The sequence below is a fragment of the Chitinophaga deserti genome, from assembly GCF_003149455.1.
Classification (GTDB): domain Bacteria; phylum Bacteroidota; class Bacteroidia; order Chitinophagales; family Chitinophagaceae; genus Chitinophaga; species Chitinophaga deserti.
The window spans coordinates 905,916-925,468 of sequence record NZ_QFFK01000001.1; the positions used below are offsets into that span (position 1 = coordinate 905,916).

Here is a 19,553-nt window from a genome sequence, read left to right on the forward strand (position 1 = left end):
TCGTGTAGGTTCGACTCCTACTCCTACAGCTTCGGAACGCACTGGTTTACGCCGGTGCGTTCTTCATTTAGCTCAACCGATCAGCTTCCTCACCTTCACGTTACCCATCCTGTATGGATACTTCCCGGATACTGTAATGCTACTTCTCCCTACCTGTATGTATATCTTTTCGTACTAATCTCAATACTGTATTGGGTTTGAGTACCTTTTATATACATTAAGTACGCTTTAACCCTTCTTTAAACCAGGAGTTACCCTGGGGTAAGGTAGGAATAACCCTGCTGGAAATCAAGCTTTACCGCGATACAAATCCCCTGATAATCAAATGCCGCTCTCTTCTGCCGGCCACATTTTCATCCCTTTTCGTACTTTTGCGCCCTCATGGGACATAAGAAACTACAGCGATTCGCGGAAATTGAGACTTTCCCTAACGTACTCATCTATCCGAAAGATATGCCGGGGAACTGGCAGCGCCACTTTGGCAACAGCCAGCCACTTACCCTGGAACTGGCCTGCGGCAAGGGCGATTATACCCTTGGCCTGGCCCGGAAATACCCCGAAGCGAATTTTATGGGGGTAGATCTCAAGGGGAACCGCATCTGGAAAGGCGCCAAAACCGCTATTGATGAAAAGATCGCCAATGTAGCCTTCCTCCGTACCCAAATCGAGCAAATTACCGATTATTTCGCGCCCGGCGAAGTAAAAGATATCTGGATAACCTTCCCTGATCCCTTTCTCCGCCAGTCCAAATCCAAAAAACGGCTCACCCACCCCCGGTTCCTCGCCCTCTATCAGCAGATACTTGGCGAAGGTGGCACCGTTTGCCTCAAAACCGACTCCCCTGAGCTGTATGCCTTCACCAAAATGGTGATTTCCAGAATCGGGTGCCAGCTCATTACCGATGTGCCGGACGTTTACGCCCTTTCCCCCGTTCCCGAACTGTTGCAGATTCAGACATATTATGAAGGGATGCACCTGGCCGACGGGCGCATTATCCGTTTTCTTAAATTTGCCTTACCGGCTGCCCCGATAGACTGGAAGGCCGCGAATCTCGCAACGGATGAAGAAGCAGCTGCAGGAACATATTGATTTTTATTACAACGAGCAGGGATATGTGGTATTGACCGAAAAATTCCACCTGGAAAGGGGATTTTGCTGCGGAAACGGATGCCTGCATTGCCCGTTTAATTATGAAAAAGTCCCCGGAGAAAAAAGGAAGCTCCTCCTCGAAGCCCGCCGGCAGAAAGACGGAGCCTGATTTTACCGACAAGGTTTTTGCCATCGCCCGCAAGATTCCAAGGGGGCGTGTTACCAGCTATGGCGCTATTGCCGAGCGTGCGGGCATCCGCCTTACCGCCCGTATGGTGGGCTGGGCCATGCACCAGGCCGGGAAAGCTCACCCTCCCGTTCCCGCACACCGCGTTGTTAACTCCAAAGGCCTCCTGACCGGTAAAGATCACTTCGCCACCCCCACACTTATGCAGGAACTCCTCGAACAGGAAGGGGTCGAAATACGCAATAATCAGGTCGTCGGCTTCGCGGATAAGTTCTGGAACCCGCCGTTGCCCAAAAAGAACACAGCGTTACCCAAAAAGATACGGTAGGTCCATCCCCTTTTTCGATAACTTTACCGCATGTCTGTACTAAAGTTGAAGCTGGACCAGGACCAACTGGTGGAAGATTTTTTTGAAGACGCATGGCTGGCCGGGATTATTTCCCAGGCGAAAGACTACCAGCTTTGCTGGCAACTCAACAAACAGCTGGGTTTTGACTTCAGGGTAAATAACTCGCTGGAAATTAATCTTACCAAGCACCGCCGGGGTTTCTTTTTTACCGTATACGAACATCAGGAGCTCACCAAATCAGCCGCGCATTACTTCTATAATAACCATTGCAAGGCCGAATTCCTGCTCCCGGAACTGAAGCATGTGGATTACCTCTGGCTTATCAAAGGCAATTATTACCAGGCTCCCGATGTGAAAGCCCTCGTTGAACAGTGCAGAAAGGCCGAATTAGTTCAAATGGCGTCGCTGCTGGACCTGCGGGATATCCGCAACCGCATTAATCTCATATTCTAACGTAGCCACCCACCCCTTAACCGTTCACCGCAAAAAATATCTGATATGTGGCAGGAAACAGAACGGCACCTTTACCGCGCCTTCACCTTCCAAAACTTCCGCGAAGCATTCGCCTTCATGACCAATGTGGCCCTCGCCGCGGAAAAAATGGACCATCATCCCACCTGGACCAACACCTGGAACAAGGTGGAGATCTGGCTGAGTACCCATAGCGCAGGTAACACCGTCACCGAAAAAGACCGTGCACTGGCTGGTATTATTGATAAAATCGTCCCAAATCCGTAATCCGCAGAGTGAATCGCTTATCCCTGATATGCCTGTTGTTTTGTTCCGCCCTCCTCAGGATGGAACCCGTCAGCGCACAGGATACACTGTCGCTCAACCTGTCGCGCCCTGTAAATGGCATCGACATCCGGAGCTACTTCACCGTTTTTGCCGGACAGGCTACGGTGAGCCAGGCGCCCGGACTGGCTTATCAGCAAGACACTTCCGTATTCCACCCCCGCAAAAAACTCCTTCACAATAAACACGACGCCTGGTTCCGCCTCACCCTCCATAACAGCGGGCCGGTAGACTCCCTCGTGTACCTCTTTACCGGCTGGCAGGAGCAACTATATTTTTACTCCTCCGGCGATAACGGGCAGCTCCGGCTGGAAGCTACCGCAGGCATGATGCTATATGTTCCCGACGCTGATCGCTGGGACAATTACGCCTTTCCCCTTAAAGTACCTGCCGGCCAGGCACGTACCTTTTACCTTCATCTCGTAAACCCTTACTACCGTGAAAACGAACTGATGCCCGTGTTGTACGACGCCATTCATTATGCACAGTTCCGCCACCGGGAAGCGAATGTTTATAAAGGAGAAGTGCTGCTGATCCAGATCGTTATCGGCATGCTGATCGTATTGCTCAGCATTACCGTCATTAATTATGTGCAGCTGCCCGATAAGCCCAGCATGTATTTCGCAGCTTACCTCCTCGGGCTAATCTTATTTTTCTGCCTCAGGCTGGAAACAAAGCCTTACCAGCTGTCGTTTTTCCACGCTACGCCACTGTTGAAATATTTCTGGGATGTACCTGCACTGATCGGGTGTTTCTACCTAATGGCTATGCTTTTCGGGAATGCGTTCCTGAACCTCCGGGAGCGGTACCCGCTGATGGAACGGTATTACTTTTACAGTAACATCTTCTATGCGGCATGTATCGTGGCCTGCTGGGTATTTATGGCCATGGGCGATTTCACGATACCGGGAGAGATATTCACCTGGGCCACCTTTCTTTCTCTGATACCATTCGGAATATCATTCATAGCCCTCGGGCGGCGGATGCGCCACCACCCACTGATACGCTTTTTCCTTTTCGGCTCTCTCAGTTTATACCTGCTGGCCATCTGGTCATTTTTCCGGAATACGGAACCCGTGCCCTTTACGCCGCTGCCGGAGATGATTACGCCTTACGGCCTGCTGGTTCTGGGCGTGCTGCTGCAGTCACTCTTTTACGCTGCCGGTCTCAGCTACCGTAACAAGCTCGTACACCAGGAAAAAACAAGAACGCAGGAGCTGCTTATCAAACAACTGAATAAAAATAAGGAACTGCAGCATAAGCTGAACGAGCAGCTGGAAGAACTCGTACGCGAACAAACCACGGAAATCGTGCGGAAGAAGACCGAGCTGGAAGAGCAAAGGAAGCTGCAGATGGAAGCGGAATACAGTAAGAAGTTCGCGGAAATAGAGCTGAAAGCCATCCGTGCACAGATCAACCCGCATTTTATATTCAACTGCCTCAACTCCATTCAGCTTTTTGTGATGCAGCGGGATTACGAACATGCACAGAAATACCTGTCCGATTTCTCGTACCTGATCCGTAAAACGCTGGACTTCTCACGCCGCAATTTTATTTCCCTGGCCGACGAAATAACTTATTTAAATACTTATCTTGGTCTGGAGAAGATGCGGTTTGAACAAAAGATGAGTTTCGAGATTCTGACGGACCCATCCATAAATACGGCCGAGCTGGAAGTGCCTGCGATGTTACTGCAGCCGTATGTGGAAAATGCCGTTAAGCATGGCATGAACAACGAAGAGCACACTACAGGACTATTGACCATCCGCTTTAATATGCTCGCCCACGATATGCTCGAATGCATTGTGGAAGATAATGGCATCGGCATAGCACGATCCCGCGAGTTGCGGACCCTCCCGGGCCACCACCAGTCATCGGGCATGGAAATTAGCTCCAACAGGGCAGAGCTGCTGAACAAAATGTACAATACCGGCATCCAGATTGAAATCATAGACAAATCTACCCGCGAGACACAGGAAAGCGGCACCCTTGTGCGTGTGCTGATCCCCCAACTGTAGCCGGGAACAAATTGGGAAACCATGATCCGTGCAGTAATTATTGACGATGAGCGGAACAGCAGGGATATAATCGCCCTTATGTTACAGCGTTATTGCCCCGACATTGAAGCCGTGGCACAGGCCGCCAATTGCCGTGAAGGCATCGCCCAAATCAGGGAACACCGCCCGCAATTAGTATTTCTTGATCTTGAAATGCCCGACGGCACAGGGTTCGACGTACTGACAGGTGCTTACGACGCCACTTTCGAAACTGTATTCGTAACCGCTTTCGAAAAGCGGTACCTCCATACCATCCGCCTCAGTGAGGTAGAGCTGATCCTTAAACCCATTGACCGCGAAAGCCTGCAGACGGCGGTACAAACCGTACGCCAGCGCCTTTCCATCCCCGGCAAGCAGGAACGTTACGAGGTACTGCTGCATAACTTCAGCAAAGCGGCCCGTGAAATGCGCCAGATCGTTATCCCCCTTTCCGAAGGCGGGGAACACATCGTATCCATCGAAAAAATCGCTTTTGTGGAAGGTGCAGGCGATAAAACATTGTTCAGTCTGGCAGACGGCGACCTTTTACAATCCCGCCGCCCGTTCCGTTATTACACCGAGCTGTTTGCAGGTATGCGTTTTTACCAGGTGAACAATCACCAGATGGTACATCTGCCGCAGATCCGCAAGGTTGATCATGAGCAGCTGCAATTACATCTGCAGAATCAGGCAGTGCTGGATATTACGGACAGAAGGAAAAAGGAACTGATGGCGATCTGGAAGCCGCAGGCTTAGCCGCTACATCAATGCGCCCGCTGCAATGCAGGCGATTACAATTATTGGGGAAGGCAGCCGCGTGAAGGTCAGCAGGCTGAGCGTAGCGATCATTATAAGCACGTTGTACCAGTTAACCGGAATGGAGATGAAGAGGAAGATGGTAGCCGCCCACATGACACCCACCACTACCGCATTGATGCCCTCTAAAGCGCGGTAAATCACCACATGTTTTTTCAGGTTGTTCCAGATGGGGAAGAAGAAAAGTACCAGCAGCATGCTTGGCAGGAATATGGCCACCGGCGCCAGTATGCATCCCAGGAACTGGTAGCCCGGCCCCAGGTTGCGCATGATCATCCCCCCTACATATGCAGATACCGAGAAGGTGGGCCCCGGCATGGCCCGCATGATACCCGCACCCGTCAGCAGCTCCTCTGCCGACATAAACTGGCTTTTGGAACGGAACACATACTGTTCCAGCATCATGGCTATAAGGATATCGCCCCCGCCAAATACGAGGCTCCCGAAACGGTAAAAGTTCTCGAACAGGTTAAAAGGGCGCCGCGTGATCCAGTTATTGGTACGCGCCAGCTCCGACATAACACCCGCCAGTACGAAGATGAGGGCAAAAAGCCAGAGGTTGCCCCATTGTATCTTTTTCCTTGGCTCATTGATATCGGGGATGCGCTTGTCGCTGAAGTTGGAAATGGTACCGCCAAGGATGATAAGGGCAGGGAAGGTCCAGGGCGATTTAAAGAAGAAAGCTGCCCCCATGGCCACAATCATGATGATGAAGGTGGCGGTATTGCGGATGGATATCTGGTAGGCGCGCATGCCGCCGTAGGCGAGAAATCCAACCGCCATAGGCTGTACGTATTTAAAGATATCGACACTGAGCGCCCGCTTGTCCATGAACTGCAACAGGAAGCTGAGGGAGCCCATCAGGAGGCAGGCGGGGGTGATCCAGATGGCCAGGGTAGCTACCGCCAGGGGGGCGCCACCCCGCTTATATCCGATAAGGGTCAGTGTCTGGGAGGAAGAGGCGCCGGGTAATAACTGGCAGAACGCATTGTATTCCATCAGTTCCTTTTCCGTCACATCCCGGCGTTGTTGCACAAAGGTCTTCATCATCATAGCCAGGTGACCCTGAGGGCCACCAAATGCCGTGAAGCTGTGCAATAAGACTGCTTTTAAAAATGAGATGTGACGTAAAAACACGTTCGGATATCAGTTCGTCCCTCAATTTCCAGTAAAATAATGAGATATTCAAATACTGTGTGCAAATGTGCCTGATAATCCGGTGGTTAGCAAGGCATAATACTTGTATTATTCATTTTACGAAAACATTTGCTTTCGTTTAGGCGTTAAAGAAATAACAGCAGTACCATGAAACGTCTTCTGACCGGCATTCTCCTCGCGCTGGCATGCTCCGCCCAGGCACAACTGTCTAACTACAACAGCCATGCATACTGGTCCAGGTTTAACCTGCAGACCGCCCACCAGCACCCTGCCGGAAGCGATACCTCCCTTGTATTCGTATCCAACCGGTTCATCCACCCCGACAGTCTCCGTTTCGTCGATGAATTCATCGATACCTCGGCCCTGAAATACTTCTTCCTCGAAAAGCAGAACGGTATCTGGAAGGTATACCAGGAACCTTCGCTGGATCAGGCAATGGAGCATTTACCCCTCCGCCGCAATATTGTGGTGTATGCGGAGGGCATGGGGAAGATATTTACCTCCAACGTGGAAAGGGCTCAGCTCATGAGCGGGCAGTATGGGGTAAACGTAGTGATGTTCGATTACGCCAGTATCAATACAACCTTTAAGCCTTCGCAGAATTTCAGGTTTGCCCGTCAGAATGCGCGGTTATCGGCCAGGCAGTACGCTGCTTTGCTGCAGATGATCAAAACCGCCCGGGAGAAAGGCGCCCCATGGATTGAAGGCGTATCAGTTTCTACGTTTTACCACAGTATGGGCAATATCATACTCGAACAGATGATGCGGGAGGGCGACCTGGGAACGCTGGAGAACGAGGCGGTACCCTTTGTTGACAATCTCATTATCAATGCGGCCTGTGTACCTATGAAGCGGCATGCCCGATGGGTGGAAAAGATCCGCTTTGCCAAAAACATTTACATTCATTACAATCGCCGCGATTTACAGCTGAAAGGTGCGCACCTGCTCACTTTAAAGCGCCAGCTGGGAGAAAAGGTGACCCGCAGGCAAAAGGCATCCAATGCACAATATGTTAACTTCCTCGAAGTGGCGCGCTGGCAGCATAGTTACTTTATGAATTTCCCCTATAATGAATACCGTCTGAATACGGCGATGGTCACTTACTTCGACCGGTTATTTACCGGGAGAGGGGTAACCGCAGGGGAGCTGACGGCCCTTAAGGCAAGCGCCCCCGCGGAAACAGGATCCAATTAATCAGGCGGTTTTCCCCATCATCCTGGCGATGTTAAGGCCGGGAGGCTCTACCTGAGGTACCGTCTCCTGTTCAGTAGTCTTTTCACCAGTTGTTCCTGCAGATTCATTGTTTCTCACAGGAGGGAGAGTGGGCAGTTCGCCCGAGCTGTCGGAAATACCGCCGGCAATAAGCCTCATGTCTTCCGTGCTCAGCGTGAGGAAATTGTTAGTATGCATGCTGCTAATTACGGGCTTCCCTGCTATCCGGATGTTGTTCATTTTGTTCATTCTCAGTTTTCCGGTACATCCCTGTTCAGCACAAGGCACAAAAAGGCCCGGTGCTAGAGCGCCGGGCCAGTCAAACTTGTTTATTTCTTGAGGCCTATTTCCCGTAAACGCTCGTCGAGATACTCGCCGGCAGTAATAGGAGGATAAACAACCGGATGCTGTTCATCCACGCATTGGGGCAAACATGTAAGATCCATGTCTGACTTGGGATGCAGGAAAAACGGGATGGAGAAACGGGAAGTATTCCATAGTTCCCGCGGTGGATTAACCACGCGGTGGGTGGTAGATTTCAAACGATTGTTAGTGAGGCGCTGGAGCATATCGCCCACGTTCACCACAATCTGATCGGGCAGTGAGGTTACCGGCACCCAATCCCCCTGTTTATCCAGAATTTGCAATCCGTCTGCAGAAGCGCCTACCAGCAGGGTTATGAGGTTAATATCCTCGTGTTGCTCTGCACGGATGGCCGAAGAGGGCTCCTGGGTGATGGGGGGATAATGGATAGCCCGCAGGATGGAATTGCCATTGTGTACTTTATCGTCGAAGAAATGCTCGTCTAACCCGAGGTATAATGCAATTGCCTGAAGGAGCGCAGTACCTGAAGCTTCAAACCCGCGGTAGGCTTTGAAAAGAGTAGGCGTAAACTCCGGCACTTCCTTTACGGTAACATTATTGGGATAGGTTTCTTTCACGGGATCATTATCTTCCACCGACTGCCCGAACTGGAAAAACTCTTTCAGATCTGGTGCGTCATATCCCTTTGCATGCTCTTTCCCGAAAGATGTATACCCCCGCTGGCCGGCCAGTTCAGGTAATTCATACTTGCTTTTAGTACTTGAGGGTTGCTGAAAAAACGTTTTGACATTATCGTACAACTGCGCGATCAGCTCATCGGATATACCGTGGTTTTTTACTGCCACGAAACCGACTTCTTCATACGCCTTACCCAGCGCTTTCACGAATGTTGCTTTTTTGACCGGATCGCCGGAACGGAAATCCGCAAGGTCAACGGAGGGGATGGAATGAACGGTTGCCATATCTGTAGTGTTTTTGGAGCACTAAAGGTAAGGGAAAAACCCCTCCGCCGAACGGCTTATGGCTGCAACAATTTCTCCTCCTGCGGTGTTATGTCGGCCAGCGAATAACGGGCTACCCGGTTAATTTTCATTTCATCCAGTGCATCAACCACATTGCCATAGCTGGCCCCTTTTTCCGCTTTAATCAATACGATCAGCTCTTCCGGATCGCCATACTTTGCTGCTACCGCACGCTGGCGTGCACGGATTACATTTCCTATACCGTCGGAAGCCGAGAAGGTGCTGTGGCGGATATCTGGCGGAGCAGCGGGATCGTCGCCCAGTCCTTCGTACCAGGATACCGTACGGTTACACCGCACCAGCAAAGTCATGGATTTACTGACGGCTACTGCCACAGGCTCACCATCGGCCGGCATAATGAGCGGAAGGGCTTTAGGCTCCGTGAGCGTGGTGGTAAGCATGAAGAACGTAATAAGCAGGAAGCCAAGATCCACCATGGGCGTCATATCTACACGGGTGGAATGCTTAGCGCCGTGGCGGCGGCCTTTGCGGATGCCAGACTGTTGGGAGGAAATCATTTCTGCCATAGGTAATGTTTGTACGGGTGAAGAAAATTCCGGCGGCGGGAGCGATACCCGCCACCGTGATTACACACACTGTATTGTTTTGCTCAATTGCCTGTATGATGCAGCAGGCAGGTGTTTCCATAAGTTACAGGCATAAAAAAAAGCAGGCGCGGTGCGCCTGCTTTCGTATGTACGTAGTTAAAATGTCTAGAACTCTGCGCTCTTGGGAGTGCGGGGGAAGGGGATCACGTCGCGGATGTTGGTCATACCCGTTACGAACAGCACAAGGCGTTCGAAACCGAGGCCGAAACCACTGTGGGGAGCGGTTCCAAAGCGGCGTGTATCCAGGTACCAGTACAGTTCTTCCACAGGGATGCCCAGCTCATTCATACGGGCAACCAGCTTGTCGTAGCTTTCTTCCCTTTGTGAGCCGCCTACTATTTCACCGATGCCGGGGAACAGGATGTCCATGGCACGAACGGTTTTCCCGTCATCGTTCTGTTTCATGTAGAACGATTTGATAGCGGCAGGGTAATCTGTCAGAATCACAGGTTTCCTGAAGTGTTTCTCTACAAGGTAGCGTTCGTGTTCCGACTGGAGATCCGTACCCCATGCATCTACCGGGTAGGTAAACTTCTTATTCTTGTTAGGCTTGCTGTTGCGGAGGATTTCAATGGCTTCGGTGTAGGAGATGCGCTCGAATTCGTTGTTGAGCACGAACTCCAGTTTCTCGATGAGGCCCAGTTCACTGCGCTCTGCCTGCGGTTTCTGCTTTTCTTCTTCCGCGAGACGTTGTGCGAGGAACTCGAGATCTTCGCGGTTATGCTCCAGTGCAAAGCGGATCACGTATTTGATGAACTCTTCGGCGAGGTCCATATTGTCTTTCAGTTCATAGAACGCCATTTCCGGTTCAATCATCCAGAACTCCGCGAGGTGGCGGGCGGTATTGGAGTTTTCGGCACGGAAGGTGGGGCCGAAGGTGTAAATGTCACCAAAAGCCATGGCGCCGAGTTCGCCTTCGAGCTGGCCCGAAACGGTGAGGTTGGTGGCGCGGCCGAAGAAGTCTTCTTTATAATCGATCTCTCCTGACTCGGTGCGGGGCGGGTTCTTCATGTCGAGCGTGGTAACGCGGAACATTTCGCCGGCGCCTTCTGCGTCGGAAGCAGTAACGATAGGCGTATGGAGGTACACGAAACCTTTCTGGTGGAAGAACTGGTGAACGGCGAATGCCAGGGAATGGCGGATCCGGAACACAGCACCGAAAGTGTTGGTACGGAAGCGCAGGTGCGCGATCTCACGCATAAACTCCAGGCTTTGCTTCTGTGGCTGGATGGGATAGGCTTCCGCATCGCAGTCGCCCAGGATCTCCAGCTGAGCGGTTTTAAGCTCTACGCGTTGGCCTTTGCCCAGGGAGGGAATGATCTCGCCGGTTACGGAGATAGCAGCGCCGCGGGTGATGCGTTTGAAGGTGGCAGGGTCCATCTCCGCCTCGTTTACAACGATCTGGAGATTATTATTGGTTGAGCCATCGTTCAGCGCTATAAACTGGTTATTCCGGAAGGTGCGCACCCATCCTTTCACCGTAACTTCATAGTTGGTTCTGTCATCTTGCAGGACCTGCCTGATTTTTACTCTTTGGCTCATATCAATTGTGTGTTTTGAATTGAGTTGCAAAAATAGATAAAATCGGATGACGAAAATCCGCTTTTTGGCAAGGGGCGGGGTTTACAGGGCGGAAAGTGCATGAGCATAAAACGTTATGCGTTAGGCGTCCATGTTCAATATTTTTTTGGAGAATCGCGAAAATAGTCATAATCTTGTGTCCTCAATCTGTCTGATTAGATTCCTTTTTTGCCATCTTCATCAGCAGTCCTTTACGCAGGTGATCCCTATCAATTTAATGATCAAGACTTTACATTGACTCAAAACAATTATTTGTTAATTGGTGTATGTTGGTATGCGATGGTACCCGCCTTACGACACTTCTAAAATTTGACAAAAACAGATGATGTACGACATCTTACAACTGAACGACATGCTCGTTCCTGAACTACTTGACATTGCCGAGAAGCTGGAAATTCCCAACGCAAAAAAACTGGACAAGCAAACAATCATCTATAAAATCCTCGATAAACAAGCTGTGATAGCATCAGAAGATAAGCAAGGAAACGGAGATGACAAGAAAGTGAGGAAACGGAAACCGGTGAGTAACAAGAAAGACGAACCCACTCCGGACCCCACCCCACAGAACCCACCCACTCCCTCCTCCGACGATAAGCCTTCCGCAAAGAAATCACGAAAAGCCGCCACCACTAAAGTTTCCAAATCCGAAGACGAAGAAGAAGCAGTTAAAGCTCCTCCGGCAAAGCGCAAGATCGATCTCGACCTTGACATCCCGTCCCTGACGTTTGATGACGATGACGACATTGTACTTCCCGCACTTACCGAAGAGGAAGAAGAAGAAACTACCGTGATTCCTGAAGAAGAAGCAGAAGATGATTTCGTGACCGTTCAGGATCCAGTGGCACCTATCAAGCAACAGCCTGCTGCCATTCAGCAACACAAATACCCGAAGAAGGAACCCGCTTTCAATATTGAGTTCGATGGTGTAATCCTCAGCGAAGGCGTATTGGAAATGATGCCCGACGGCTACGGTTTCCTCCGCTCTTCCGATTACAACTATCTCAGCTCACCCGATGATATTTACGTTTCTCCCAGCCAGATAAAACTTTTCGGTCTTAAAACCGGCGATACCGTACGCGGTTCCGTTCGCCCTCCGAAAGAAGGTGAGAAGTATTTCGCACTGCTGAAAGTAGAAACCATCAATGGTAAAACACCCGAAGAAGTACGCGACCGCGTTCCCTTCGATTACCTGACACCGCTGTTCCCCTTCGAGAAACTGCACCTCACCACCACTTCCAATAACTACTCCACCCGCATCATTGACCTCTTTACGCCCATCGGTAAAGGCCAGCGCGGCCTCATCGTGGCACAGCCTAAAGTAGGTAAAACCATGCTGCTGAAAGAAGTGGCAAACGCCATCGCCACCAACCACCCCGAGATCTATCTCATGGTTGTACTCATCGATGAGCGCCCTGAAGAGGTGACCGATATGGAACGCTCCGTTAAAGCAGAAGTTATCGCTTCCACCTTCGACGAGCCTGCAGAAAAACACGTGAAAGTATCCGCCATCGCACTGCAGAAAGCTAAGCGACTGGTAGAATGCGGACACGATGTGGTGATCCTGCTCGATTCCCTCACCCGCCTTGCCCGCGCCCACAATACTGTGGCTCCTGCATCCGGTAAGGTACTCTCCGGTGGTGTGGAAGCTAACGCCATGCAGAAACCCAAACAGTTCTTCGGTGCCGCCCGTAAAATCGAAAACGGCGGTTCTCTCACCATCCTCGCTACCGCTCTGATCGACACCGGTTCCAAAATGGATGAAGTTATCTTCGAAGAATTCAAAGGTACCGGTAACATGGAGCTTGCGCTGGACCGCCGCCTGGCCAACCGCCGCATCTTCCCTGCCATCGACGTTACCGCATCTTCTACCCGCCGCGACGATCTGCTGCTGGAAAAAGACGTACTGCAGAAAGTATACATCCTGCGCAATCACCTGGCAGATATGAACACGGAAGAATCCATGAACTTCATGCTCCAGCACATGCGCGGCACCCGCAACAACGAAGAATTCCTGGTTACTATGAACAGATAATACAGGAATTAATGTATAAAAGAAAAGGGCCTATACCTGCTGGTATAGGCCCTTTTCTTTGTATGTCATTGATTTTCTGGTTACCAGGAATCAGGATCGGATTTCTTGCGAACATATGCATGATAAGTCTCACAAGCTACCGTAAAGTTATTGATAGTTACATCTGGATAAGCACCATGTGAGCTTCTGGAAAATTCTAACCTTTCAATAATAATTCCACTTTGGTTCTTAATTCGTACTTCATACGTAGTATTATCAATACTTGATAGTGAACTTATAGAAAAGATTAGTTGATAATAATGACCTGGAAGGAAAGTCGCGGGTATCAGATAAGGGTCAAATTGAAAAGGCACATAGTGCGGGTGCAATGTTCCATAATTCAAATCCCAAAACGTGAGCATTTCGATTTTCGGAGTTCCCAATCCGGTTTCAATAGTAAAATAGCTTCCACACCGGGCAGGTAATTTTATGGGTGCGGCGGTAAAAGATGTTATCAATGTAAAGACGGGCAACAATAAAAGCATTAGCTTTTTGATCATAGGTGTTTTATATTATCGGGTTAAAAAACTAAGGATTTCCGTATAGTCGTTATATATAGTTATTCAAAATAAAAAAAGAGACTGCAAAATGCAATCTCTTTTCTCTTTTTAAAGTGATTTCCGTTTATCGCTGTGGGTATGCTATGATCAGGGTGGTATGAGGTGTTTCCGCATTTGGGCCATTAGGCGGCCTTGGTGGTGTGGGCGGAGTAGGTGGCCGCTGACCAGAGCCTGGTGGATGCAGTGGCGTTGGAGGCCTTTGAGGCCTTGGCAATGCACAAGATGCAGTGAGCATAACTGCTGCTATTGCTATCATTCCGGATACTCTCCAATTCCTTTTCATATGCCTGTATTTTAAAAAGTCATTAATGATGCTTTTTCTGCTGACCCGGCGCAAAAGGTTTGGCTGATTTAGTGCCATACTTCTTTTTTGCCTGACCTGGCGGCATCGGCTTATTATGTGGATGGTGATGCCTTTCTACCACACAACTGCCGAACATCAATGTACCGGCAAGGGTCAAAAGCAGGTGTACTCGATTAAATTTCATAAAAGGTGTATTCTGTTTGGTATTAATATTACAAGATACAAGCCAAAGTATGCATGAACCATAACAAAAGAAAAAAGGCGTTGTCCCTCAGGGACAACGCCTTTATAAAAAACGCTAATATCTTAGCAATTAGAACAGGAAAGAAGCTCCAACTGAGAAAGATTTGATAAAGTTGAAGTCGATAGTGCTAGTTTTGTTTTTAGCACCAGTTGCCTCCATTTTCTCAGTGGTATTGAGGTAGCTCAGGCCACCGAACTGACCGTCCAGCATCAGGCGTTTGCCTACCAGGTAAGAGATACCGGGCATGAGGTTAGCGTTAATACCTGTGGTTTTGCTAACCTTAGTATCGCCAACTTTTTTGCTACCGAATCCATAAGCTACGTTTGCTTCGCTGGTGAAGAATACTTTGGAATCAGCGATCTGGCAGTAGTTGCGAACGAAGATACCAGGAGCGATCATGTTACCTTTGGTTTTGGAGGTTACCTCACCAACTTTGTCTTTAGTGGAATTGAAAGTACCATCAACGAATACACCAACCATCCATTTGTCGCTCAGAGCGTAACCAACTTTAGGGCTGATGGTGAATTTAGTAGCAGTTTCTTTGTTGTCAGAGCCGTCTACTTTCTCAGTTTTGCTGTTGATACCAACGGAACCACCTACGAGGAAGTTACCTTTCTGCACCTGTGCTTTGGCGAATTGGGTTCCGAACAGGGCCAGCGCGGCCATAACGATCATCTTTTTCATCTGTCGTACAATTTTGATTTTAATATGTCAATGATTGAATCGCTTACTCATGTTCTACATACATGCGATCAGCAGGGAATAGGTTTTCGGTTGTAAAACGGTTTTTCTCGGGGGTGTTATCTTAAGCCGTTGAAGAATATTGTGAGCACTTTTCTCTCCCGACTCATAAACTCCTTTATATTATTAGCATCCTGAAGGTCAAAATCGCCAGCCTGCCACTTGCACCAGTTAATCCAGAATCCGAACAACACCTGTACAAGCAAATCGGCTGTATGTGAAGGATCATGTACTTCCGCTACTTCTCCCAGCTCAATACCCTTCTTAAGCCAGCTGGAAATGAAGCGGATTTCGGACTGATGTACCATTTCTCCAATCTGCCGCATCAGGCTACTCGGTTTGTCGCTCACCCACAAGTTGATGCCAAACAGGAAATGATAATCCAGTAAAATCCTTTCTTTTACCGATAAGTAGCGGTCCATCACTTCCTGGACAGACCCGGCTGTTTGCAGGAATGTGCTGATGTCCGTAAAGCAGTCGTTAACGATCCGCTCCACCACCGCCACATAAATGCGATCCTTATCGGAAAAATAATAGTACAAAGATCCTTTGCTGATCTCCAAATCTCTCGCGATTTCGTCCATGGTCGTCTTGGCCAGGCCAAAGCGTTTGAACCGCTTCAGCGCAGCCTCCAGTATCACTTCCCTTTTCTGATCCTGCTCGGCCATTTTACTGTTGGTGCAAAACCGCGTTTGACTTTTTGACTTTGCGGGTCAAATGTAGGATTAATTTGGAATCTGCAAAAAAATATTATGCCTGATTTTTAAGAACTACAAAAAACGCAATATGTAATGCATTTGTACCGCAAACATAAAGAAATATTTAATATTTCGCATATGTATCGTGAAAGAATTTGTTAAATCTGCGGCAGTATGGGGTTATAAGCACTTGGGGCGGGGTTTTAAGGTAAAAAAAGAGGCCGCATTAGCTGCGGCCTCCGGTATAATGTACTTCGATTACCAGCCGAGCAGGTAAGCGAAAATGAGGGGAGCCACAATCGTAGCATCCGACTCAACGATGAATTTCGGTGTATTGATATCCAGCTTGCCCCAGGTGATCTTCTCATTGGGCACAGCACCGGAATAGGAACCGTAGGAAGTGGTGGAGTCAGAAATCTGGCAGAAATAGCTCCAGAAAGGCACGTCGGTCCACTCAAGATCCTGGTACATCATAGGCACCACGCAAATGGGGAAATCACCTGCAATACCGCCTCCGATCTGGAAGAAGCCTACACCTTTACCGGCGGAGTTGTTACGGTACCATTCGCTGAGCCATACCATGTACTCGATACCGCTCTTCATGGTAGAAGCCTGCAGCTCACCCTTGATTACGTAGGAAGCGAAGATGTTACCCATGGTGCTGTCTTCCCAGCCTGGTACGATGATAGGAATATTCTTCTCGGCCGCTGCCAGCATCCAGCTGTTCTTAGGGTCGATCTCATAATGTTCCTTCATTACACCGCTAAGGAGCAGTTTATACATGTATTCGTGGGGGAAGTAGCGCTCACCGGCTGCCTCTGCATCTTTCCAGATTTTATGGATGTGCTGCTGAATGCGGCGGAAAGCTTCTTCTTCAGGGATACAGGTGTCAGTAACCCGGTTAAAGCCCTGCTCGAGCAGATCCCACTCTTCCTGCGGGCTGAGGTCACGGTAGTTGGGTACACGCTTATAGTGCGTATGGGCTACGAGGTTCATGATATCTTCCTCGAGGTTGGCGCCTGTACAGGAAATGATATCCACCTTACCGGCACGGATCATTTCTGCAAACGAAATACCCAGCTCAGCAGTGCTCATAGCCCCTGCAAGGGTCACCATCATTTTGCCGCCTTCCAGCAAATGCGTCTCATATCCTTTGGCTGCATCTACCAGCGCCGCCGCGTTGAAGTGGCGGTAATGATGCTGGATAAATTGTGAAACAGGTCCTTTTGTCATTACAGTACGTGTTTTACTTGTGTATACAAGCCGCAAAGGTACAATTTAATAGGGCACAAAAAAACCGTCCCGCTTTAACACGGGACGGCATACTGACTGAAACTAAAACTAAAACTTCGGTTATGCTTTCTGCAATTTCTTTAACCGGGAGATGTTGCCGTTAGATTCGGCTCTCAGCACGGTCCAATGCGTTTCGCTCTCGAGAGTAATTACATACGTGGTGGAGCCATCGGCTTCATATTCCACGATGTTGTTAATTTTCTGGTCGGGGTACTTTTTCATGAGCCGGGTGATCACGTTCAGCGGGAGGTCTGAATCGGTGATGTAACGGCTGGTAGCGAGCAGTTCCCCTTCTTTGTTGTAATGCGCTGTCACTTTACGGGCATGCATGGTGAACTTGGCCACGAATTTGTCGGGCGTAGTGTACCAGGCCACATCTTCTGCGGTGGCGAATTCCCTTTTAAAGGCTTCGAGTACTTTCTTGTTGTCAATTGTGACACCATCAGCGGCAAAAGCGCCTGTGACGAACACGGTTACTAAGGTTAGAATGGCGATAATCTTTTTCATGGCGGAAAAATTTAATCAGGGTGTTTGTTTTAGAATGCGGTGATTTGATGATGTAAAATTAGTACGGGAAGCAGCCGTCGTCAAGGGAATAAGTATGATTGGCATGGTTGTATGAGGCCAATGTTATGCATGTTATAACGTATACGTAAAATGTCGTATCCCCGTAGTTGCAAACCTTTGCCTGCAGCGGAGTTGAGCGGAACGAACAAATGTTGCACGCGGCCGGGTTAAGACTTTGTTAAAGTGATCGGGCGGTGACGTGTGGTAGGAGCTGGAAAAGCATTTCCGAAAACGGACAATGGCTTCCGGAAACGGACGGACCGGGGAATAATACCTATCTTCGAAGTAGCGGAAACGCCCGGTTGTCGTGGTTTTGCCACTCATCTGCCGGAAGAGCCGCTCGTCTGACTATGAATTATCTCGCGCACGCATATTTATCTTTCCATGATCCGGATGTTACGGCCGGACAGCTGATCGGGGATTTTGTAAAAGGTAAGCAGTCCGAAGCATATCCGGCTCCTATCCGTAAAGGCATCATTTTACACCGTGCGCTGGATGAGTATACAGACAGTCATCCCGCATCCCGCACTGCCCGCGATATCTTCAGGCCTGCTACGGGCCTTTACGGCGGGGTTTTCCTGGATATTGTATATGATCACTTTCTGGCCAACGACGCGGAAAGGTTTACCCTGCCGGAGCTGGCACGGTTCTCTGAAGCAACGTACCAGGCTGTGGAAGAGCGCCTTCCCATATTACCGCCGGCTTTCCGCCAGATGTTCGCCTTCATGCGTACCCATAACTGGCTGTATCACTATCATGAGCGCGACAGCATCCTCCGCAGCTTCGGGGGCATTATACGCCGGGCCAGGTACTTCAATCAACCTGCTGCCGTGCCTTATGCCGTACTAAGTGATCATTACGAAGAACTACGCGATTGTTACAATACCTTCATCCCTGATGCCGAAAACTTTATGAAATCTCTGACAATCGAGCTTTCCTGATTCCCTGAAAAACACGTAGGTTTGGGGCCAATTTCTAATCTATTATTCAACGCATATGAATACGCTCAAAACGCTCTTCGTCATAGCAGGATTGGCTGTGTGCAGCCTGGCAACCGCCCAGGAAAAGAAAATGCCTCCGGTGGACCCCAGTCCTATGGATATGGCATATTACCCCGTAATGTACCCTTACGTTTGTAAGGTAAAAGGTGAGCCCGGCGCTCTGGTGGCCAGGGCCATCTTCAGCCGTCCGCAGAAAAAAGGACGCCCCATCTTCGGGAACCTCGTGGAATACGGCAAAGTATGGCGCCTCGGGGCTAACGAAGCCACCGAGCTGGAGTTCTACCGCCCGGTGACCATCGGCGGCAAAACCATCCCTAAAGGCCGTTATACCCTGTATGCCATCCCCAGTGAAACCAAGTGGACGGTTATTCTTAATAAGCAGACCGACATCTGGGGAGCCTATAAATATGAGCCTCAGCTTGATGTAGCCCGTGTGGATGTTCCGGTGACCGCTTCTCCGGAGGAGATAGAAGCTTTCAGCCTCGTGTTTGAAAAGGCCCCTTACGGCGCCAACCTGCTGATGGGCTGGGATAAAACGCAGGTAACGCTCCCCATCCGCTGGTCGGATTCAAAAGCCATTACCGCTTCCAATACTAAACCGAAGAAGAAATAACCCCGGTGGGAATGAACGATATGCAAAAAGGGCAGCGAGATTTCGCTGCCCTTTTTTTATTTCTGCAATCTGAGATTGGGTCTAAAGAAAAAAGCGGTAAGAATACCGCCTTCAGAAAATTTTAACCATATCCTATGAAAAACCTGAGTTAAAATTATCGGAAATCTCCATACATCTGAGCGCATTCTGGTGAAAGCTGTTATTTTTCTCGTAAGCGATGGAAAAGGGCGGGCGTAATGCCGATAAAGAACCCTGAAACCACCAAATGCCCACTGCGAAACGGT

The 19,553-nt window shown here is 49.5% G+C and carries 22 protein-coding genes; 11 read left to right on the top strand and 11 right to left on the bottom strand.

Features of this window, described 5'->3' with window-relative positions:
* The first annotated feature begins 381 nt into the window (after nucleotides 1-381).
* The 7 genes from trmB to DEV76_RS03665 are packed head-to-tail and all read left to right on the top strand — an operon-like array spanning nucleotide 382 to nucleotide 5,212.
* Entirely contained in the window at nucleotides 382-1,089 is a 708-nt protein-coding gene (gene trmB, locus DEV76_RS03635) for a tRNA (guanosine(46)-N7)-methyltransferase TrmB (RefSeq protein WP_109695160.1), read from the top strand.
* Nucleotides 1,061-1,258 carry a DUF5522 domain-containing protein gene (locus tag DEV76_RS03640; protein WP_109695162.1) on the top strand — a complete coding sequence of 66 codons (198 nt, stop codon included), beginning with the start codon at nucleotides 1,061-1,063 and terminating at the stop codon, nucleotides 1,256-1,258. The genes trmB and DEV76_RS03640 overlap by 29 nt, the downstream gene beginning before the upstream one ends.
* The gene (locus DEV76_RS03645) at nucleotides 1,191-1,604 is read left to right on the top strand and encodes an MGMT family protein (RefSeq protein WP_109695164.1); all 414 of its coding nucleotides are present in this window, start codon (nucleotides 1,191-1,193) and stop codon (nucleotides 1,602-1,604) included. Before DEV76_RS03640 ends, DEV76_RS03645 begins: the two co-directional genes overlap by 68 nt.
* A gap of 30 nt (nucleotides 1,605-1,634) precedes the next feature.
* Nucleotides 1,635-2,078, top strand: coding sequence for an IPExxxVDY family protein (locus DEV76_RS03650; RefSeq protein ID WP_109695166.1), 444 nt, complete (start codon nucleotides 1,635-1,637; stop codon nucleotides 2,076-2,078).
* Between the two features lie 45 nt (nucleotides 2,079-2,123).
* Complete coding sequence (locus tag DEV76_RS03655; protein ID WP_109695168.1) at nucleotides 2,124-2,363, top strand: 4a-hydroxytetrahydrobiopterin dehydratase; 240 nt, start codon at nucleotides 2,124-2,126, stop codon at nucleotides 2,361-2,363.
* A gap of 8 nt (nucleotides 2,364-2,371) precedes the next feature.
* Nucleotides 2,372-4,438, top strand: a complete 2,067-nt coding sequence (locus tag DEV76_RS03660; RefSeq protein ID WP_157962698.1) for a histidine kinase — start codon at nucleotides 2,372-2,374, stop codon at nucleotides 4,436-4,438.
* A 21-nt stretch (nucleotides 4,439-4,459) separates the two neighbouring features.
* Entirely contained in the window at nucleotides 4,460-5,212 is a 753-nt protein-coding gene (locus DEV76_RS03665) for a LytR/AlgR family response regulator transcription factor (protein ID WP_109695172.1), read from the top strand.
* 3 nt (nucleotides 5,213-5,215) lie between these two features.
* On the opposite strand, the gene chrA is transcribed toward DEV76_RS03665, so the two are convergent.
* A complete protein-coding gene (chrA, locus tag DEV76_RS03670; protein ID WP_109695174.1) occupies nucleotides 5,216-6,409 on the bottom strand; it encodes a chromate efflux transporter in 1,194 nt (397 codons plus the stop codon).
* A gap of 168 nt (nucleotides 6,410-6,577) precedes the next feature.
* Between chrA and DEV76_RS03675 the strand changes: the two genes are divergently transcribed.
* A complete protein-coding gene (locus DEV76_RS03675; RefSeq protein WP_109695176.1) occupies nucleotides 6,578-7,624 on the top strand; it encodes an alpha/beta hydrolase in 1,047 nt (348 codons plus the stop codon).
* Here DEV76_RS03675 and DEV76_RS03680 read toward each other — a convergent pair whose 3' ends face one another.
* From DEV76_RS03680 to asnS, 4 genes are all read right to left on the bottom strand, one after another.
* Entirely contained in the window at nucleotides 7,625-7,840 is a 216-nt protein-coding gene (locus DEV76_RS03680) for a hypothetical protein (protein WP_157962699.1), read from the bottom strand.
* Between the two features lie 131 nt (nucleotides 7,841-7,971).
* A complete protein-coding gene (locus DEV76_RS03685; protein WP_109695181.1) occupies nucleotides 7,972-8,928 on the bottom strand; it encodes an isopenicillin N synthase family dioxygenase in 957 nt (318 codons plus the stop codon).
* Between the two features lie 56 nt (nucleotides 8,929-8,984).
* Entirely contained in the window at nucleotides 8,985-9,515 is a 531-nt protein-coding gene (locus tag DEV76_RS03690; RefSeq protein ID WP_109695183.1) for an ExbD/TolR family protein, read from the bottom strand.
* Nucleotides 9,516-9,701: 186 nt separating this feature from the next.
* Nucleotides 9,702-11,138, bottom strand: coding sequence for an asparagine--tRNA ligase (gene asnS, locus DEV76_RS03695; RefSeq protein ID WP_109695184.1), 1,437 nt, complete (start codon nucleotides 11,136-11,138; stop codon nucleotides 9,702-9,704).
* 364 nt (nucleotides 11,139-11,502) lie between these two features.
* Here asnS and rho point away from each other — a divergent pair, with 364 nt between their 5' ends.
* Complete coding sequence (rho, locus tag DEV76_RS03700) at nucleotides 11,503-13,209, top strand: transcription termination factor Rho (protein WP_109695398.1); 1,707 nt, start codon at nucleotides 11,503-11,505, stop codon at nucleotides 13,207-13,209.
* A gap of 80 nt (nucleotides 13,210-13,289) precedes the next feature.
* Here rho and DEV76_RS25840 read toward each other — a convergent pair whose 3' ends face one another.
* From DEV76_RS25840 to DEV76_RS03725, 6 genes are all read right to left on the bottom strand, one after another.
* Nucleotides 13,290-13,748, bottom strand: coding sequence for a hypothetical protein (locus DEV76_RS25840; RefSeq protein WP_157962700.1), 459 nt, complete (start codon nucleotides 13,746-13,748; stop codon nucleotides 13,290-13,292).
* A gap of 365 nt (nucleotides 13,749-14,113) precedes the next feature.
* Nucleotides 14,114-14,296 carry a quinol oxidase subunit 4 gene (locus tag DEV76_RS03705; protein ID WP_109695185.1) on the bottom strand — a complete coding sequence of 61 codons (183 nt, stop codon included), beginning with the start codon at nucleotides 14,294-14,296 and terminating at the stop codon, nucleotides 14,114-14,116.
* A 129-nt stretch (nucleotides 14,297-14,425) separates the two neighbouring features.
* Nucleotides 14,426-15,040: an outer membrane beta-barrel protein gene (locus tag DEV76_RS03710; protein WP_109695187.1), complete on the bottom strand. Its 615-nt coding sequence runs from the start codon at nucleotides 15,038-15,040 to the stop codon at nucleotides 14,426-14,428.
* Between the two features lie 116 nt (nucleotides 15,041-15,156).
* Nucleotides 15,157-15,765 (bottom strand): TetR/AcrR family transcriptional regulator, encoded by a 609-nt coding sequence (locus DEV76_RS03715; RefSeq protein ID WP_109695189.1) that lies wholly within the window; start codon nucleotides 15,763-15,765, stop codon nucleotides 15,157-15,159.
* A gap of 288 nt (nucleotides 15,766-16,053) precedes the next feature.
* The gene (locus tag DEV76_RS03720; protein WP_109695191.1) at nucleotides 16,054-17,028 is read right to left on the bottom strand and encodes a deoxyhypusine synthase family protein; all 975 of its coding nucleotides are present in this window, start codon (nucleotides 17,026-17,028) and stop codon (nucleotides 16,054-16,056) included.
* Between the two features lie 120 nt (nucleotides 17,029-17,148).
* Entirely contained in the window at nucleotides 17,149-17,595 is a 447-nt protein-coding gene (locus DEV76_RS03725) for a PepSY-like domain-containing protein (RefSeq protein WP_109695193.1), read from the bottom strand.
* 410 nt (nucleotides 17,596-18,005) lie between these two features.
* On the opposite strand from DEV76_RS03725, the gene DEV76_RS03730 reads away from it, so the two are divergent.
* Nucleotides 18,006-18,596: an acyl carrier protein phosphodiesterase gene (locus DEV76_RS03730; RefSeq protein WP_109695195.1), complete on the top strand. Its 591-nt coding sequence runs from the start codon at nucleotides 18,006-18,008 to the stop codon at nucleotides 18,594-18,596.
* A 55-nt stretch (nucleotides 18,597-18,651) separates the two neighbouring features.
* A complete protein-coding gene (locus DEV76_RS03735; RefSeq protein ID WP_109695197.1) occupies nucleotides 18,652-19,269 on the top strand; it encodes a DUF2911 domain-containing protein in 618 nt (205 codons plus the stop codon).
* Nucleotides 19,270-19,553: the final 284 nt, after the last annotated feature.

Excerpts from the sequence above, each read along its gene's own strand:
- trmB (WP_109695160.1), top strand. The coding sequence starts at position 382 with ATGGGACATAAGAAACTACAGCGATTCGCGGAAATTGAGACTTTCCCT.
- DEV76_RS03640 (WP_109695162.1), top strand. The coding sequence starts at position 1,061 with ATGAAGAAGCAGCTGCAGGAACATATTGATTTTTATTACAACGAGCAG.
- DEV76_RS03645 (WP_109695164.1), top strand. The coding sequence starts at position 1,191 with ATGAAAAAGTCCCCGGAGAAAAAAGGAAGCTCCTCCTCGAAGCCCGCC.
- DEV76_RS03650 (WP_109695166.1), top strand. The coding sequence starts at position 1,635 with ATGTCTGTACTAAAGTTGAAGCTGGACCAGGACCAACTGGTGGAAGAT.
- DEV76_RS03655 (WP_109695168.1), top strand. The coding sequence starts at position 2,124 with ATGTGGCAGGAAACAGAACGGCACCTTTACCGCGCCTTCACCTTCCAA.
- DEV76_RS03665 (WP_109695172.1), top strand. The coding sequence starts at position 4,460 with ATGATCCGTGCAGTAATTATTGACGATGAGCGGAACAGCAGGGATATA.
- DEV76_RS03675 (WP_109695176.1), top strand. The coding sequence starts at position 6,578 with ATGAAACGTCTTCTGACCGGCATTCTCCTCGCGCTGGCATGCTCCGCC.
- DEV76_RS03680 (WP_157962699.1), bottom strand. The coding sequence starts at position 7,840 with ATGCATACTAACAATTTCCTCACGCTGAGCACGGAAGACATGAGGCTT.
- DEV76_RS03685 (WP_109695181.1), bottom strand. The coding sequence starts at position 8,928 with ATGGCAACCGTTCATTCCATCCCCTCCGTTGACCTTGCGGATTTCCGT.
- DEV76_RS03690 (WP_109695183.1), bottom strand. The coding sequence starts at position 9,515 with ATGGCAGAAATGATTTCCTCCCAACAGTCTGGCATCCGCAAAGGCCGC.
- asnS (WP_109695184.1), bottom strand. The coding sequence starts at position 11,138 with ATGAGCCAAAGAGTAAAAATCAGGCAGGTCCTGCAAGATGACAGAACC.
- rho (WP_109695398.1), top strand. The coding sequence starts at position 11,503 with ATGTACGACATCTTACAACTGAACGACATGCTCGTTCCTGAACTACTT.
- DEV76_RS25840 (WP_157962700.1), bottom strand. The coding sequence starts at position 13,748 with ATGATCAAAAAGCTAATGCTTTTATTGTTGCCCGTCTTTACATTGATA.
- DEV76_RS03705 (WP_109695185.1), bottom strand. The coding sequence starts at position 14,296 with ATGAAATTTAATCGAGTACACCTGCTTTTGACCCTTGCCGGTACATTG.
- DEV76_RS03710 (WP_109695187.1), bottom strand. The coding sequence starts at position 15,040 with ATGAAAAAGATGATCGTTATGGCCGCGCTGGCCCTGTTCGGAACCCAA.
- DEV76_RS03715 (WP_109695189.1), bottom strand. The coding sequence starts at position 15,765 with ATGGCCGAGCAGGATCAGAAAAGGGAAGTGATACTGGAGGCTGCGCTG.
- DEV76_RS03720 (WP_109695191.1), bottom strand. The coding sequence starts at position 17,028 with ATGACAAAAGGACCTGTTTCACAATTTATCCAGCATCATTACCGCCAC.
- DEV76_RS03725 (WP_109695193.1), bottom strand. The coding sequence starts at position 17,595 with ATGAAAAAGATTATCGCCATTCTAACCTTAGTAACCGTGTTCGTCACA.
- DEV76_RS03730 (WP_109695195.1), top strand. The coding sequence starts at position 18,006 with ATGAATTATCTCGCGCACGCATATTTATCTTTCCATGATCCGGATGTT.
- DEV76_RS03735 (WP_109695197.1), top strand. The coding sequence starts at position 18,652 with ATGAATACGCTCAAAACGCTCTTCGTCATAGCAGGATTGGCTGTGTGC.